The organism is Actinomyces sp. 565 (assembly GCF_010365615.1).
GTDB lineage: Bacteria > Actinomycetota > Actinomycetes > Actinomycetales > Actinomycetaceae > Actinomyces.
Genome location: NZ_PIZD01000013.1, coordinates 1 through 15,010 on the forward strand (window position 1 = coordinate 1; position 15,010 = coordinate 15,010).

At 69.6% G+C, this 15,010-nt stretch carries 14 protein-coding genes; 8 read left to right on the forward strand and 6 right to left on the reverse strand.

The features are described 5' to 3' along the window. Window positions 1–880, reverse strand: an 880-nt coding sequence (locus GZ997_RS02720; RefSeq protein WP_162678756.1) for an ABC transporter ATP-binding protein, incomplete at its 3' end; no start/stop codon positions are given. 100 nt (window positions 881–980) lie between these two features. On the opposite strand from GZ997_RS02720, the gene GZ997_RS02725 reads away from it, so the two are divergent. Beyond that, window positions 981–1,610 carry an AAA family ATPase gene (locus GZ997_RS02725; protein WP_162678757.1) on the forward strand — a complete coding sequence of 210 codons (630 nt, stop codon included), beginning with the start codon at window positions 981–983 and terminating at the stop codon, window positions 1,608–1,610. Continuing rightward, complete coding sequence (locus GZ997_RS02730) at window positions 1,534–2,025, forward strand: hypothetical protein (protein WP_162678758.1); 492 nt, start codon at window positions 1,534–1,536, stop codon at window positions 2,023–2,025. The genes GZ997_RS02725 and GZ997_RS02730 overlap by 77 nt, the downstream gene beginning before the upstream one ends. Window positions 2,026–2,314: 289 nt before the next feature. Here the strand turns inward: GZ997_RS02730 and GZ997_RS02735 are convergent, their stop codons facing one another. Both GZ997_RS02735 and GZ997_RS02740 read right to left on the reverse strand, forming a co-directional pair. Beyond that, window positions 2,315–2,836, reverse strand: coding sequence for a DUF6301 family protein (locus tag GZ997_RS02735; RefSeq protein ID WP_162678759.1), 522 nt, complete (start codon window positions 2,834–2,836; stop codon window positions 2,315–2,317). Window positions 2,837–2,897: 61 nt separating this feature from the next. Then, window positions 2,898–5,369, reverse strand: coding sequence for a protease PrsW (locus tag GZ997_RS02740; RefSeq protein WP_162678760.1), 2,472 nt, complete (start codon window positions 5,367–5,369; stop codon window positions 2,898–2,900). 727 nt (window positions 5,370–6,096) lie between these two features. Between GZ997_RS02740 and GZ997_RS02745 the strand changes: the two genes are divergently transcribed. Together GZ997_RS02745 and GZ997_RS02750 are read left to right on the forward strand one after the other, a co-directional pair. After that, window positions 6,097–7,608 carry an aspartate kinase gene (locus GZ997_RS02745; protein ID WP_162678761.1) on the forward strand — a complete coding sequence of 504 codons (1,512 nt, stop codon included), beginning with the start codon at window positions 6,097–6,099 and terminating at the stop codon, window positions 7,606–7,608. Then, window positions 7,605–8,750, forward strand: coding sequence for an aspartate-semialdehyde dehydrogenase (locus GZ997_RS02750; protein WP_162678762.1), 1,146 nt, complete (start codon window positions 7,605–7,607; stop codon window positions 8,748–8,750). Before GZ997_RS02745 ends, GZ997_RS02750 begins: the two co-directional genes overlap by 4 nt. 43 nt (window positions 8,751–8,793) lie before the next feature. Here the strand turns inward: GZ997_RS02750 and GZ997_RS02755 are convergent, their stop codons facing one another. Both GZ997_RS02755 and GZ997_RS02760 read right to left on the reverse strand, forming a co-directional pair. Continuing rightward, the gene (locus tag GZ997_RS02755) at window positions 8,794–10,140 is read right to left on the reverse strand and encodes an NtaA/DmoA family FMN-dependent monooxygenase (RefSeq protein ID WP_162678763.1); all 1,347 of its coding nucleotides are present in this window, start codon (window positions 10,138–10,140) and stop codon (window positions 8,794–8,796) included. A 116-nt stretch (window positions 10,141–10,256) separates the two neighbouring features. Next, the gene (locus GZ997_RS02760; RefSeq protein ID WP_203233933.1) at window positions 10,257–10,754 is read right to left on the reverse strand and encodes a flavin reductase family protein; all 498 of its coding nucleotides are present in this window, start codon (window positions 10,752–10,754) and stop codon (window positions 10,257–10,259) included. Between the two features lie 90 nt (window positions 10,755–10,844). Between GZ997_RS02760 and GZ997_RS02765 the strand changes: the two genes are divergently transcribed. Next, a complete protein-coding gene (locus GZ997_RS02765; RefSeq protein ID WP_162678764.1) occupies window positions 10,845–11,507 on the forward strand; it encodes a TetR/AcrR family transcriptional regulator in 663 nt (220 codons plus the stop codon). Between the two features lie 425 nt (window positions 11,508–11,932). On the opposite strand, the gene GZ997_RS02770 is transcribed toward GZ997_RS02765, so the two are convergent. Further along, window positions 11,933–12,649, reverse strand: coding sequence for a GNAT family N-acetyltransferase (locus GZ997_RS02770; RefSeq protein WP_162678765.1), 717 nt, complete (start codon window positions 12,647–12,649; stop codon window positions 11,933–11,935). Between the two features lie 321 nt (window positions 12,650–12,970). On the opposite strand from GZ997_RS02770, the gene trxA reads away from it, so the two are divergent. The 3 genes from trxA (at window position 12,971) to GZ997_RS02785 (ending at window position 15,006) form a co-directional block, all read left to right on the forward strand. Then, window positions 12,971–13,354 carry a thioredoxin gene (gene trxA, locus GZ997_RS02775; protein ID WP_161925127.1) on the forward strand — a complete coding sequence of 128 codons (384 nt, stop codon included), beginning with the start codon at window positions 12,971–12,973 and terminating at the stop codon, window positions 13,352–13,354. A gap of 203 nt (window positions 13,355–13,557) precedes the next feature. Further along, complete coding sequence (locus GZ997_RS02780) at window positions 13,558–14,052, forward strand: DNA starvation/stationary phase protection protein (protein ID WP_161925126.1); 495 nt, start codon at window positions 13,558–13,560, stop codon at window positions 14,050–14,052. A gap of 78 nt (window positions 14,053–14,130) precedes the next feature. Beyond that, window positions 14,131–15,006 (forward strand): macro domain-containing protein, encoded by an 876-nt coding sequence (locus GZ997_RS02785; protein WP_162678766.1) that lies wholly within the window; start codon window positions 14,131–14,133, stop codon window positions 15,004–15,006. The last annotated feature ends 4 nt before the right edge of the window (window positions 15,007–15,010 follow it).

Here is a 15,010-nt window from a genome sequence, read left to right on the forward strand (position 1 = left end):
CGGACTCGGTGCCGGCACCCGGCGGTGCCTGTTCGCGCGCCCACGCCGCGAGCCGGTCGCCGTCCAGCGCCCGCATCCGCCAGGTGGCGCGCAGCGGCGCGGGGCGTACCGGGGTCACCGCGCTGGCGGGCTCTCCGGCGTCGGCCTGCGCGGGTGCCTCCGCCGCGGCCTGCCCCTGCCCGGCCGGTTGAGCGTGGCCGGGCTCTGTATCCGTATCCGTGTTCATCTCGGCGCCCGGCGGCGTGAGCGCCCGCCCGCGGGACATGAACACCACGCCGTCGACCATCTCCTCCAACTCGCCCAGCACGTGGCTGGACACCAGCACCGTCATCCCCTGGCTCGCCAGCTCCCGCAGGATCACGCGCAGGTCCATGCGTGAGCGCGGATCCATGCCGGCGGCGGGCTCGTCGAGCAGCAGCACCTGCGGGGCATGGAGCAGCGAGCGGGCCAACCCCAGGCGCTGCTTCTGCCCGCGCGAGAGCACCCGCGCCGGGGTGCGGGCCATGTCCTCTAGATGCACGAGGGCGAGCATGTCGGCGGCGCGCTCGCCAGCGGTGGCGTCGTCGATTCCCTGGGCGGCGGCGAAGGACAGCAGGATCTCCGTGCAGGTCAGGGAGTCCCAGGTGCCGAAGGCGTCCGGCATCCAGCCCACGGCCCGATGCACTTCGCGCGGCTGGGCCACCGGGTCGAGTCCGGCCACCCGGATGGTGCCCGCGTCCGGCCGTAGTAGGGCCGCCAGCATGAGCAGCAGCGTGGTCTTGCCCGCCCCGTTGGGGCCGACCAGGCCGGTGACGGCTCCGCCGGGTACGGACAGGCTCAACCGTTGCACGGCGGGCGCCGAGCCGAAGAAACGCGTAACCTCCGTCGCCTCAATACTCATGGGCGCTAATGTAACAATTGAATCGCCGGGCGACCGGGAAAGTTGCGGGCCGGTTCCCGGCGGCGGTCGGCGGATTCGTGCTCAGGCCTTTCCCGTCTTCATGCCCGCACACGAGATCCTCTCGGTCGCCCACGGTCTGCGCTCGCTCTTCGCCACCTACGAGGTCCCCTTCGATGAGACCTGGAACGACCTGGCGACGCTCCTCTACCGCCCCCGAGTCAAGGATCGCTCCGACACGAAGATCGAGGACGTCATCGGCGGCATCGTCGGCGGGCGCTTCGAGGTGAGGGACGAGCGCTTCGTGCTCCGGCCGGGCGCCGAGGGTGATTCAGGTGCTCAGCTTGAGGCGCCGCTGGTCTCCGAGGGGCACCGCAAGCTCGGCATGATCCAAGTGCTCCTCGCCAACGGGGTCCTCAAGGATCAGGGGTACCTGTTCTGGGACGAGCCCGAGGCCAACCTCAACCCGGCCTCCATTCGGCTCCTCGCCCCGCTCATCGCCGGCCTCGCCCGCCGCGGAGTCCAGGTCTTCCTCGCCACCCACAGTCTCTTCCTCCTGCGCGAACTCCAGATGCTCGATGAGCGGGAGGACGCAGACATCCGCTACTTCGGGCTTGACCGCACCGACGGCGGCCCGGTGTCCGTGGCCCAGGCCGATGACCTTGACGACCTGCCCGTCATCACGGCCCTCGACGCCGAACTCGAGCAGTCCACCCGCTCCCTCTACCGGTGACCAGCTGTGGCTGATTGAGGCGAAGGACTACGCCTACCAGGAGGCGAACGAGCCCAAGAACCTGGTCGCCGTCGTGGCCGAGAAGGTCATGGACACGCTCGCGGGCCTGCACGCCGGGACCCGCGACGGACACACCGATCGGGAGATGCGGGAGATGTGCCGCAAGACGGTGAGGGCCCGGACGCTGTATGTAGCGCTACGCACCGACCTGCCCGGCGCGCAGCCACACGCGGGGCGAGGTCGGCAAGCCGCTGCGCAGCAGGCGATGGCGAACTATCGGCAGCAGCTAGACAGGTCCCTCCGCCGCGTCGTCAACGGCAAGGTCCATGTCATCACAGGCCGGGAGAACCCACCGACTGTTCCGTGGACCACTGGATGGAACGAGGCAGGACGTCGGGCTCACCGGCAGATGTAGTAGGGCGCACCTTCGTGCAGTCGGTTCGACGAGGAGAGCTGAGAGCGGGGCGTTCGGTGGCCAGCATTGTCAGAAACGGTGACAAACGCCGGATTCGCTGCCCTGCCTGGTTTTCGCAACCGCATGATTCCAACGTTTCGTGAGTCGTGGGCCAGCGCCTCGGGCTCGTTTGTCACCGTTTGTGACAATGTGGGCTCGATGGAACAGACTGGACGGCTTAGGCGCGAATCCATGGCGCGCTCGACCGGGAGGGCGCGCATGCTGTATGACGCCGGGGGTGGTGCCGGGGTCAGTCGTCGACATAGTCCTCGCCGTACTTCTCAACGTAGTATGAATCCCATTGATCAATCGCGGTGACTTCGGGTGAGTCCAGCATGACGCTCATGGACTTGTCCGAGGCTACTAGGCTTACGGTGACTTGGTTGTTGAGTATCCAGTCGGTTTGAAGAACGTCGCTTCGGTCGCCGGTCTGCTTGCCGGTGCCGTATAGCTGCGTGAGTGCGTTAGCGATGGCATCGTATGCCTGCCACAGGGAAGTCGTCCAAGGAGTGTTCGGCTCGGCTGATAGGTTACGAGAGCAGAGCGGGATCGAGAGGCCGCTGCAAGCGTCGTCTAGTGTGCTGAGGTAACCCCCGTCTTCGTTGACGGTGAGTTCTGTGGTGAACAGTTCGGGGTCTTGTGGGTTGGGTGTCCAGCCGAGTTTGTCGCGGGTGGTGTAGGCGGTTTCCCAGGTGATGGGCCAGTCGAGTTCGGCCCAGGCGCGGATCCATTCGATGGCGCGCTCGACGGGCAGTATTTTCATCTCGGTCATGGCGGTGTCCTTTGTTGGCTGTTTTGGGGGCTTGCTTGTTCGGGGGGCGCTGGCGTTGATTCTATAGTGCGGCCATGGCCTCCTCCATGGCCTGGATGACCTGGGGTGTGAGGGTGAAGTAAGTCTTGGCGCTGGCCTGGGCGTATCCGGGTGCGGGGGTTGAGTACACCTCGATCAGGAGCTTGGTGCGTCCGTCTTTGACGGACTGCCAGACTTGGGGGTTGTCGTGGAAGTACTGGGCCACGCGGGGATCGGTGAGCATGCGGTCACGCACATAGGCCGGCGTGGCCTGGGCGGCGGGACCCTCGAACCGTGTGGGGACCTTGGTGGTGGATACCTTGGCGGTGCCGCCCTTGTACTCGGGGAAGACGATCTCGCTGCCGTCGGGCTTGACTCCCATGCCGTCCAGACGGTAGCTGCCGGGACCGGGCGTGCCGGGCCCGGTGGAGTGGAAGGACTCGGGGATGTCGTACCCGCGGCGCGCAAGTGCCTGCTCCCCGCCCCGCTCGCCGATGTACTCGGCAATACGCTTCTCCACAGACCGCGCTTTTGTGGCCTGTCGCGCGGCGTCACGCAGCTCTTTGACTTGGGCGTCGCTGTAGCCAGCGCCCTCTAGTTTTTTGATGGTTGTCTTGAGGTGTTTGCGGTTGAAGGCTTTGGTGTCGTAGCCGGGCGGCATGGCGTCCCTGAGGCGCTTCTCGGCGGCCTGCCGGGCGGCCTTGGCGGCGTCGCGTTGGGCGAAGAGGTTGTTGACCTCGGTCAGGCCGGCGATCTCCCGGCGCGCGGCGCGCGAGACCGCGACGCTCTCGGCTGCAGTGCGGGCGGCTTTGCGGGTGCCGAGCCCGAGGGCGGAGCCGGGTATGAAGGTCAGGGCGAAGTCGGCGCCGTCCAGTAGGAGCTGCTCCCAGGTGGCGTTGGCTGCGTAGGAGCGGGTGGCGGCGGCGGGGTCTTGGAGGAAGGTGGCGATGCCGCGCCCATGGCTGAGCACCCAGGTGCCCACGCCGACGGCCCCGAGCGCCGCGGCCACGGACAGGCCCGCCCACGCAAGCAGGAGTACTGCGAGGGCGGTGACCAGGATCTGGCCGAGCACGCCCAGGGAGTCCCACCACTGTGCGAGCCCGTCAAGCAGGCCGGCGAAGAAGTAGGGCCAGTCGGGCTGTTGGAGCCAGGAGCCGATGTCCTGGGCGAGGGCGGTGCCGTACCACAGACAGGCCGCCAGCATCACCGCTCCGACCGTGAGTGCGACCAGGCGGAAGGCATTACGAGCGGCCGGCTCGGTGCCGGGGGTGGTCACGGTCATGGCGTCCTGGCGCACCCCGCTCACCTGTACGCCCATGGCCCGGCCCTCGGCCATGCGCGCCCTGCGGCTCAGTGTTCGGTCGCCGTACGCGGCGGCGATGATCGCCAGGTCCGACCAGGTGTAGGCGGCCAGCCACACCACGGCCTGCACCGGTGCCCGCAGGGCTAAAGGGACACCGGTCATGGGCAGGGCGGGCGCCTTGGGGGCCTCGATGGCGACGTCGCCGAACACGCCCGCGCGGTGGCGGCGGAGGGCGTCGACCAGCATGCAGGCGATGAACAGGACCACGGAGACGGCGATCTGGGTGCGTCCCTGCCCGCGCACCTGCCAGGCCAGGCGTATCCAGGTGGGGATGGCGGTGTCCTGGTCGGCCCAGCCGGTCCAGCCGACGGTGGCGTTGTAACAGGCATGATCCACGATCGCCATCGTGAGCATCACCACCGGCGGCAGCCACGCGACGGCGCGCCACCAGGGTTTCGCGGTGCGCCACAGGGCCAGGCCCAGGGCGATACCCATGGCAACCCCCATGGTGGGGACCTGATGCCCTGTGGCTACTACCTCCACCGGAGTGTCCAGCTCCAGCAGGTTCTCGGCCCAACTGCCCCCATGTATCAGGAACCGGCCCGCCGTCCACGGGTTCAGCGAGTACTGGAGCCGGTCCTCTCCCAGCAGCTCGGCGATCAGGCCCGGGGGCATCAGGCGGCGGGCACCGTCCTCGGCGATGGTGAATCCCGCCCCGGTAGCGAAGCCCAGCAGCGCCCAGTCCACCGCCGCCAGACGCCTGACCCGGCCCGGCGCCAATAGCGCCAGGGCGAGCAGCGGCAGCAGCTTGCCTGGCTCCTCAACGAAAGCGGCCAGCGCGATGCGGGCGCCGTCATCGGCCGTGGAGAGCCCAATCGCCTCACCAATCACTAGGGTGGCGTGGGCGATCAGTAGTGACCAGGGCGCGCTGATGCCCATCAGCAGCAGCAGCGGGCGCAGCCCCAGGGTGCGGGTGCGCGCCAGCAGTCCCACCACCAGCAGGCAGCCGGTCATGAACAGCGCGGGCACCAGCCCGATCGCCAGGCGCGGCACCACCACTAGCGCCACCACACCCAGCACCAGCGCCACGGTGGAGACCACCTGCTGCACGCGCACCAACCCGCGCGCGAAACCCGCATGACGCGCCCACCAGCCCCGCCAGCCAGCCAGCGCCCGCTCCCACCACTCCGCCGGCACATCCAAAACCGACAAGACATGATCTGTACCCGCCGCAGCATGCGCCCCGGGACCGGGCGCGCTCACACTCCCAAGCGAGGGCGCTGCTAACGCAGACACGGGCGCGGGCGCGGATGCAGGTGCTGGCGCAGGCGCCACAAGCCCATACCCCGATCCATAAGCACCAGGTGTGCCAGTATCGGCCGCCGACGGCGCCATCCCATACTCCGACACCCGGTCGGGTGCAGGCGCAGCCGCCGATGCCGACTGGCTCGAGTCGTCGTCCCCAGCAGGCATCACCCCGTACGCACTCGGCGGCACAGCAGCATGCCGTCCCCGCACCGGCCCCGGCGAAGAACCCGGCGGTGGCGGAGGCGCCGGGGCGTCCCCGCCCGCTGCGGATGCGGAGCGAACCCGCCGGACGTCCTCGTTATCGCCCGCGGCCTCACGCCGAGCGCCGTCGTCAACCATGAGACAGGCCTTTCAGGAACCAACAGGAAATGACGAAACTATAACGCTCGCCATGTGGTGACCTTAGCCATGTCCTACCCCGTGAGGCAACCCCGGTCAGGGTCGATGCGCCACCTCTTCAGGGCCGCACTCCTGCCCCTCCACCCTGCGATCCCCGTCGAGCCGTCGTAACCTGCGGGCCGTATGCTTGGCTCGACGCCACGCCGAGGACGCCGGGACGCCCCGCGCGGGCGCGCCCGACGAGTCGGCACCGGCAACGACCAACCGGCAGCACAACGGCAGGAACCCCCACATGGCACTGGTAGTGCAGAAATACGGAGGCTCATCCGTCAGCGACGTTGAGGCGATCCGCCGCGTCGCCAGGCGCGTCGTCGCCACGCGCAAGGCGGGCAACACCGTGGTGGTGGTCGTCTCCGCCATGGGCGACACCACCGACGACCTGCTGGACATGGCCGGCGCCATCTCCGCCAAGCCCCCCGCGCGCGAGATGGACATCCTCCTGTCCGCCGGCGAGCGGATCTCCATGGCACTGCTGGCCATGGCCATCGGCGAACTGGGCGTGCCCGCCCGCGCCTACACCGGCGCCCAGGCCGGCGTGCTCACCGACTCCAAGTACGGGCGCGCCAGCATCGTCGGCGTCCTGCCCGAGCGCATCGCCCGCGCCATCCAGATGGGGGCCGTCGCCGTCGTCGCCGGCTTCCAGGGCATCAACGAGGTGGAGGACGTCACCACCCTGGGGCGCGGCGGCTCCGACACCACCGCCGTCGCCCTCGCCGCGGCCCTGAACGCGGACGTCTGCGAGATCTACACCGACGTCGACGGCCTGTTCACCGCCGACCCGCGCATCGTCCCCACGGCCCGCCGCATCGAGGCCCTCTCCAGCGAGGAGACCCTGGAGATGGCCGCCAACGGCGCCAAGATCCTGCACCTGCGCGCGGTGGAGTACGCCCGCCGCTTCGGCGTGCCCCTGCACGTGCGCTCCTCCTTCTCCGACAAGACCGGCACCTGGATCTACGACGGCCGCCGCGAGGGCGCCTTCATCCCGCCCCTAGTCCCCGGGGCCGACGACGACGCCCCCTCCGCCCCCACACCCGCGCCCGCCTCCGGTGCCCCTGCCGATGCCTCGGTACCGCCCGCGCCCGCCATTGATGCCGTCACCGGCCGCGTCGTCGCCCCCGACGGCGCCCTGCCGCCCGACGGCGCCTCCGTGGGTGCCGCACACACCCGTGCCGTCAACGCCCGCGCCCAGGCCCGCCCGCACCCATCCGCTCAGGAGGATCACGTGGAAGCCCCCGTCATTTCCGGCATCGCCCACGACCGCAGCCAGGACAAGATCACCCTGGTCGGCGTGCCCGATGTGCCCGGCGCCGCCGCCCGCATCTTCGAGATCGTGGCCCGCGCCGACACCAACATCGACATGATCGTGCAGGACGTCTCCGCAGAGGGCACCGGCCTGACCAACATCTCCTTCACCTGCCCCGACGGCGATTCTGCGGCAGCCCGCGCCGCCCTCGAGGACGCGCAGGACGAGCTCGGCTTCAAGACCCTGCACTTCAACCCCAACATCGGCAAGCTCTCCCTGGTCGGCGCCGGCATGCGCTCCCACCCGGGCGTGTCCGCCAAGCTCTTCGGGGCACTGAGCGAGGCCGGCATCAACATTGACATGATTTCCACCTCCGAGATCCGCATCTCGGTGGTGGTGGACGACGCCGTGCTAGACGAGGCCGTGCGCGCCGTCCACTCTGCCTTCGGCCTCAATGCCGAGGCCGCCGAGGCGGTCGTCTACGGAGGTACCGGAAGATGAGCAACCCCAGCAACCAGGACAGCCAGGCCCCGCAGGAGGACGCGGGGAAGTACGTGGGTCCCGCGGGCGGGTACGTGGGCCCGGCCGACGGCGTGAGCGTCGCCGTCGTCGGCGCCACCGGGCAGGTAGGCCGCGTCATGCTGGGCATGCTCGCCCAGCGTGATTTCCCCGCCCGCAGCCTGCGCCTGTTCTCATCGGCGCGTTCCGCCGGGAGCGTCGTGGAGTTCCGCGGCGCCCGCATCGAGGTGGAGGACGTGGCTACCGCGGACCTGGCCGGCATCGACGTGGCCATCTTCTCCGCCGGCGCTACCGCCTCGCGTGAGTACGCGCCCCGGTTTGTCGCGGCCGGCGCCGTCGTGGTGGACAACTCCTCCGCATGGCGCCGCGATCCCGACGTGCCTTTGGTGGTTGCCGAGGTCAATCCCGAGGCGCTGGACGACCGCCCCAAGGGCATCATCGCCAACCCCAACTGCACCACCATGGCGATCATGCCGGCCCTGAAGGTACTGCACGAGGAGGCCGGGCTCAGGCGCCTGGTCGCCTCCACCTACCAGGCGGTCTCCGGCTCCGGGCGCGCCGGGGTGGCCGAGCTGGCCGGGCAGGTGCGCGCCGTCGTCGAGCAGGGGCAGGACATCGAGGGCCTCGCCCTGGACGGGCGGGCCGTCAGCTTCTCCGAGCCGAAGGTGTACGTGGACACCATCGCCTTCAACGCCGTCGCCTGGGCCGGCAGCGACGCCGGCGACGGCTCCGGGGAGACCGACGAGGAGCAGAAGCTGCGCAACGAGTCCCGCAAGATCCTGGGGATCCCGGACCTGCGCGTGTCTGGCACCTGCGTGCGCATCCCCGTGTTCTCCGGCCACGGGGTGAGCGTGAGTGCCGAGTTCGAGCGTCCCCTCAGCCCCGAGCGGGCCATCGAGCTGCTGCGCGCCGCCCCCGGCGTCACCTACGACGACGTGCCCAGCCCGCTGAAGTCCGCCGGCCGCGACGGCACCTTCGTGGGTCGGGTGCGCGCCGACCAGGCCTGGGACGACGGCCACGGCATCGCCCTGTTCGCGGTGGGCGACAACCTGCGTAAGGGCGCCGCCCTCAACGCCGTCCAGCTGGCCGAGCTGGTTGCCGCCAACCTGCACCGAGGTCGGTAGAAGTTACGCGCCGAGGTCGGTCGAAGCGGCGTCGTCGGGCGTGCTACTGCGCGTCCCGCATGACCCGCGGATCCAGACCGTACTGCGGCGGCACTCCGAGGTGCTCGCGCAGGGTGGTGCCCCGGTAGCCGTCGTGGAACAGCCCGCGTTCGCGCAGGATCGGAACCACCTCGTCAACAAAGGTGTCGATCCCGTCCTGGTTTACGTCGGGAGAGATCCAGAAGCCGTCGCATGCGCCGGCCTCGAACCACTCTTGCATGTGGTCGGCCACGACGGAGGGCGGGCCCACGGGAGTGGGGTGGTAGTCGATGATGCCGTGTGCCAGGATGTCCCGAATCGTCCAGCCCTCCCGGGCGACGCTCAGCGCGTGCTGGGAGCGGGGATCGAAACCGCTGGGTCGGGCGTCGGCCAGCTCTCCGGCCGTCAAGGGCCGGTCGATCTGCTCGGGCTCCAGGGCCAGTCCCAGCATGGCTCCCAGATAGGGGACCCGCTGGGGGGCGCTGACCTCATCCAGCTGGCGTCTGCGGGCCAGAGCATCCTCGACCGTGGCGCCAATGAGGGGCATGAGCCCGGCGAAGAACTTGACCTCCTCCGGGTTGCGGCCGTACTGGCGGGCGGCCCGGCGTACGGCGTCGCGCTGGGTGCGGGCGTCCTCAATGGTGAAGGCCGCACCGATGACGCCGCTGGCGTAGCGTCCGGCAATGGTCAGGCCGTACTCCCCGCCCCCGGCGGAGAAGATGACCGGCTGCCCCTGCTCGGACGGCGGGATCGGCAGGGGCCCCTGGGAGGCGACGTGTTCCCCGCGCAGGTTCACCGGGCGTACCCGGTCCATGTCAACGAAGCGGCCGGTGGCCTTGTCCCGGGTCCAGGCGTCCTCGCCCCAGCTGCCCCACAGGGCCTGCACGGTCTGGATCACCTCGTGCGCGCGGCCATAGCGGACCGGGCGCTCGGCGATGGTCTGGCCGAAGTTCGCGGCGGCAGCCGGGTCCGCAGTAGTAACCGCGTTCCAGCCGAAGCGGCCGTGAGTGATCACGTCTAGGGCCTTGTACTGGCGGGCGATGTTGTAGGGCTCGTTAAAGGTCGTGGTGCCGGTGGCCACGAATCCGATCCGGGAGGTCGCGCGGGCCAGGGCGGCGATAGTAACTACCGGGTCCATGGTGGCCTGCGGGATCCCACCCCCCATGGAGGGAGTGATCGCGAGGTTGTCAGGCAGGAAGAGGAAGTCGAGGGTGCCGCGCTCCGCAGCGCGGGCGTAGCGGACCTGGGCCTCAATGTCGGCATAGGCGGAGGGGTTCACGCCGGGGGCGCGCCAGGCGTTGGCCTGCGAGCCGTAGCCGGTCCCCAGATGCATGCCCAGGATCATCTGTCGTTTGGCGGGATTGGTGGTCATGGTGTTCCTCCGAGGTTGGTGGCGGGCGGTGTGTCTTGCGCACTCGGCGCAGTGCTCATCTCTGCAGTGGGGTGGTGCTGGGTGGCGCAGGCCGATCTCCGGTGCCGGAGGCGGGGTCAGGTGGTGAGGCGATGCAGTCGGCGCGCGTAGAAGACCAGGGGGTCGATCTCCCTGTCCTGCTCGACTTCGAGTACCCGAAGAAGGGCAAGATCGTGATCGCCCGCCTCGATGATCCTCTCGGGTGCCGCGCTCAGGGTGGCGGGGGATCCCAGGAGAGCGGCGTCTTCGCTGCGCAGGGCGCACTCCAGGCCGACGAAGCGCTGGGCGGTGGGGCCGGCGAGCTGGGAGACCAGGGCGTGGTGCTCGGTGCCGAGGACGCTGACCTGCAGGAGCGATGCGTCGCGCAGCCGCGGCCAGGTGGACGAGCTGCGGGCGAAGGCCAGAGACACCAGCGGCGGATCCAGTGACACGGAGGTGAAGGAGTTGGCCAGCATTCCTACAGGGGCGCCGTCGTAGTCCTGGGCGGTCACCAGCACGATGCCGGTGGGGAAGCTGGCCAGGGTCCGCCGCAGGGCCTCGGGGTCGACGGGGCTGGCTGGCTGTGGTGGCAACACGCATCTCCGTTCGCCTAAGATCGCTTGAAGTAGATAGCCCGGACGATACGGAGAGACTCTCCACTTATCAATGGCGCAGGAGTGTGATCCATGTCTGACCCGGCGGCCCGGGACGACGCGCCTCGGACGAGGAACAGGCACCGGGCGGTGCGCGCCGACGCGCGGCGCAACCGCGACAAGATCGTTGAGATAGCCGCGCAGATCTTCGCCCGAGAGGGGCTGGACGTCCCTATGGACGCCATCGCCAGGCGGGCCGGAGTGGGGGCGGGGACCCTCTACCGTCACTTCCCCACCAGGCAGGACCTACTCGGCCAGGTGTTGGCGCAGCGCACCACCGATCTGACGCGCAGGTGCCGGGAGATTGAGGGAGCTGCCCTGGAGCCCGGCGAGGCGCTCGAGCGGTGGCTGGACGCGCTAGGGGAGTGGATGCGGTCCTATGACGGACTCCCCGGGCCGTTGCGGGAGGCCTACACCAGCTCCTCCTCGCCGCTGGCTCCAACCTGTGAGGAGGTGATTGAGATGACGCGGGGCTTCCTGGAGCCCGCGCAGCGCGCGGGTGTGGCCCGCGCCGAGGTCGACGCCGACACCCTCTACCAGGCCGTGCTGGCCATGGCCTGGGTCGCATCCGCCGTCGAAGGCGCAGGCGACGGCGCCGACGACGTTGTCGCCAACAGGCCTGCCGAGGGAGACAGTGGCGAGGAGTCGCGCAGCGGGCTCGTCGCCTTGGTGCGTCGGGGGTGGCGGCGCTCCTGAACCCCGGGGCACCTTCATGCGGCTGGGAGCAGCTGGCAGAGCTCAGCCGGTCTCGGTGTGTCGTTAGTGGCTCTTCCGGTTCGAGGGTGTGACGGTTCATGCGTTGTGGTTGACGATTCGTCACTTGTTGCGACCGGTTCGGCACCTAGAGGCGCGAACCCTCGTGGGAAGTGCCGAAGCACGGGGGTGCGGCGTCAGGGCTCTGGATTCACTGGAAGTACTCAGCGGTGCCGTCGACGGTCACCTCCCCGGTCAGGCCTTCGGATGGTCCCAATGGATCCAACGAATCATTCCCGCAAGCCCGGCACCGCCCGCCCGACGACGTCCCTGCCCGACAACGACCACCACTTCCGCGCGTAACATGTTCCGGTCTCGATGCGTCACATGTGCCGGTTTCGATGCGTCACATGTGCCGGTTTCGGTGGTCAGCGGGCTGCGGCGCTTGTGGTTGTGGTAGTCGGGACCTCGCCGGTGTACAGGTACACGCCGACGCGCTCGGGCAGCTCGGGCACGTCCAGCCGCAGCTCCCGGGTGGCGGCACGCGAGAGGCCTTGCTGCTCGCAGAACTCATAGCTGCACAGCGAGTCCGCGTACAGGAAGAAGTCCTTGCGGCCGTGGGCGTGCAGGTGCTCCATGAAGTCGTCGTACAGGCGGGTGCCCACCCCGCGGCCCCGCCATGCGGGATGCACCGCGAGCAGGGTGATCTCATCGGTGACGCCGACGCCTCCGCCCAGCAGCACGTCCTGTCTCAGCTCGGCACGCCGGTAGTCGAAGCCCAATGCCTGCGTGAGCGTGTCCCACTGCGGCATTCCCGCCGTCGCCAGCCAGGCCATGGCGGCGAGCTTATGCGCATGAGCGAGCGGCCGGGCCGGAAGCGGTGGCTCGTCCTCTACCCGGCCCATGAGGACGCCCACGACCCGCTCGGTGGCGGGTTCCGCGTCGTCCTCGCTGCGGTCATCGGTGACGACGGCGACCTGCGCGTAGGTGGAGGTGAGCAGGCGCTCGGACAGGAACAGCTCTGCGGCGGAGCGCTCCAAGTAGGGGCGCGGTGCGTAGCTGCGGATGTGGAAGGCGTCAAGGACGATCGCCATGACCCCCTCGGCATCCCGGGGCTCATAGGGGCGGTAGGTGATGGTGAACATAGTGCCTCCTGGCATCGTCGGAACTGGCGTTCGCCATCCCGACGTTAGGCAGGTGGTCTGGACGGAGCCGGGGAGTCGCCTTCGTGTTTCTGGCGTCGTCGGCGAGTAGAGCAGTGGGCCGACCTCGGTGCGCAACGTCTACCGACCTAGGCACGTGACTTCTACCGACCTCGGCGTGGGTGGGGTGCACCTGGGAAGGGGGCCGAAGATGACCATGCCCACGGAATACCTCGTCGGGTAGGACGGTTGTCCCAGGCGTCGGCAGCGCTGGACGCGTGCCCGGCACACAACATCCAATCCCTCCGACTGGAAGGAACACCCGTGGCCACCAAGAACATCACCGGCGCAGACTTCAACCAGACCGTCCGCGGGGACGGCATCACCCTTGTTGACTTCTGGGCTTCATGGTGCGGTCCGTGCCGTCGCTTCGCGCCGGTGTTCGAGAAGGCTGCCGAGAACAACCCCGACATCACCTTCGCCAAGGTTGACACCGAGGCCGAGCAGGAGCTCGCCGGCGCCCTGGGCATCTCCTCGATCCCCACGCTGATGGTCTTCCGCGATGACGTCCTGGTCTACCGCGAGGCCGGCGCCCTGCCCGGGCCCGCCCTGGACTCCCTGATCACCCAGGTGCGCGAGCTCGACATGGATGAGATCAAGCGCAAGATCGCCGAGGAGGAGGCCGCCGGCGCCGCCGCGCAGGCCTGACCCGGTACCTACTACCTACCGGGGCCGTGCCCCAGTCGGCTGAAAGCTGCCTGGGGCCGGCCTGTCCAGGTGCCCGGCGCCCCACCCATATGGTGCGGCGCCGGGCATCTTGCTGCGGCTTGCGCCGTCCGGGCTGTTTCCAGGTTCCCTCATGAGCGATAAGCCCTACCCATCTAAGCTTCGGTGATTGTAAAGTTGGTCCCATGAGCAAGCACCAAGTTAAGAACCCAGCCGTCATCCCCACCTTCACCGCCTCCGAGACCCTCGCCGCCGACCTGCAGCGCGCCCTGGTGGATATCACCGCCCTCAGCCTCGTCGGCAAGCAGGTCCACTGGAACCTGGTCGGCCCGAACTTCCGCGACCTCCACCTCAACCTGGACGAGGTCGTCGACATCGCCCGCGAGGGCTCCGACGAGCTCGCCGAGCGCATGCGCGCCATCAACGCATTCCCCGACGGCCGCCCCGGCACCATCGCCTCCCAGACCACCGTCCCGGAGGCACCCGAGGGGGCCGTCATCACCGCTGACGCGGTCGACTACATCGTCTCGGCCATCAACGCCGTGGTCACCACCCTGCGTGACATCCACGACGCCGTCGACGAGGCCGACCCCTCATCCTCCGGCATCCTGGAGGACTACACCCAGCGCCTGGAGCAGCAGAGCTGGTTCCTCTCCGCGCAGAACTACTCCGTGAACTGAGACTGCCGACCGCGTCCTGCGCGCCCACGCGCCCGGGAGCCGCTGCCGCCGACGCGGCGGCGCGCCTAACCTGGGCGCATGCCGCACGCGCCTACCGCCGACGTCGCCCGCCTGCACCGCCTCACCCGGCACTTCGCCACCGAGGCCGTCCAGGCCGGCGACGTCGCCGCATTCCCACCGCCCGCCGCCCTCGCCGAGCTCCCCCCGGTGGAGCTGCGGCGGCTGCTGGACGGGCTGCTGACCATCCGTCCGCCCCGCGAGATCCCCGACGACGACGTCCGGGAGGACCTGGACGAGATGCTCGCCGCCGAGGCCGCCCAGCGCGTGCACGACGCCGGCGCCCCCGACGCCCTGACACTGCCAACACTGGCCGCCACCCACGCGGTGGCCGGCCCGCTCGGCGAGCACGTCGCCCTGTGGTGCGGTGACCTGACCACCCTGCGCGCCGGAGCGATCGTCAACGCCGCCAACGCTCAGATGCTGGGCTGCTTCGTCCCCGGGCACACCTGCATCGACAACGTCATCCACGCCGTCGCCGGGCCCGGCCTGCGTGCCGAATGCGCCGCCCACATGGACGCCCGCTACGGCCGCCCGGAGGAGGCCGGCCGCGCCCTGCTCACCTCCGGCTACCACCTGCCCGCCGCGCACGTGGTCCACACCGTCGGCCCGATCGTCGAGGGCGGCCGCCCCACCGACGCCGACCGCTCCCTGCTCGCCTCCTGCTACCGGAGCGTGTTGGACGCCGTCGCGGATGCCGGCTTGGGCTCGGTGGGCCTGTGCTCGGTGTCCACCGGCGAGTACGGCTACCCCAAGGACGAGGCGGCGCAGCTCGTGCTCGCCACGCTCGCGGACTGGCTGCGCACGCACCCCGAATCCGAGCTGCGGATCGTCATCTGCGTCTTCGCCGAGCCCGACCTCGCCGCCTACGAGGCCGCGCTCGCCACGAGGGGCTGACCGG

What these genes read in the sequence shown, in the direction of transcription:
- GZ997_RS02750 (WP_162678762.1), top strand. Translation starts at nt 7,605, where the DNA reads ATGAGCAACCCCAGCAACCAGGACAGCCAGGCCCCGCAGGAGGACGCG.
- GZ997_RS02725 (WP_162678757.1), top strand. Translation starts at nt 981, where the DNA reads ATGCCCGCACACGAGATCCTCTCGGTCGCCCACGGTCTGCGCTCGCTC.
- GZ997_RS02765 (WP_162678764.1), top strand. Translation starts at nt 10,845, where the DNA reads ATGTCTGACCCGGCGGCCCGGGACGACGCGCCTCGGACGAGGAACAGG.
- GZ997_RS02780 (WP_161925126.1), top strand. Translation starts at nt 13,558, where the DNA reads ATGAGCAAGCACCAAGTTAAGAACCCAGCCGTCATCCCCACCTTCACC.
- GZ997_RS02755 (WP_162678763.1), bottom strand. Translation starts at nt 10,140, where the DNA reads ATGACCACCAATCCCGCCAAACGACAGATGATCCTGGGCATGCATCTG.
- GZ997_RS02785 (WP_162678766.1), top strand. Translation starts at nt 14,131, where the DNA reads ATGCCGCACGCGCCTACCGCCGACGTCGCCCGCCTGCACCGCCTCACC.
- GZ997_RS02735 (WP_162678759.1), bottom strand. Translation starts at nt 2,836, where the DNA reads ATGACCGAGATGAAAATACTGCCCGTCGAGCGCGCCATCGAATGGATC.
- GZ997_RS02770 (WP_162678765.1), bottom strand. Translation starts at nt 12,649, where the DNA reads ATGTTCACCATCACCTACCGCCCCTATGAGCCCCGGGATGCCGAGGGG.
- GZ997_RS02730 (WP_162678758.1), top strand. Translation starts at nt 1,534, where the DNA reads ATGACCTTGACGACCTGCCCGTCATCACGGCCCTCGACGCCGAACTCG.
- GZ997_RS02745 (WP_162678761.1), top strand. Translation starts at nt 6,097, where the DNA reads ATGGCACTGGTAGTGCAGAAATACGGAGGCTCATCCGTCAGCGACGTT.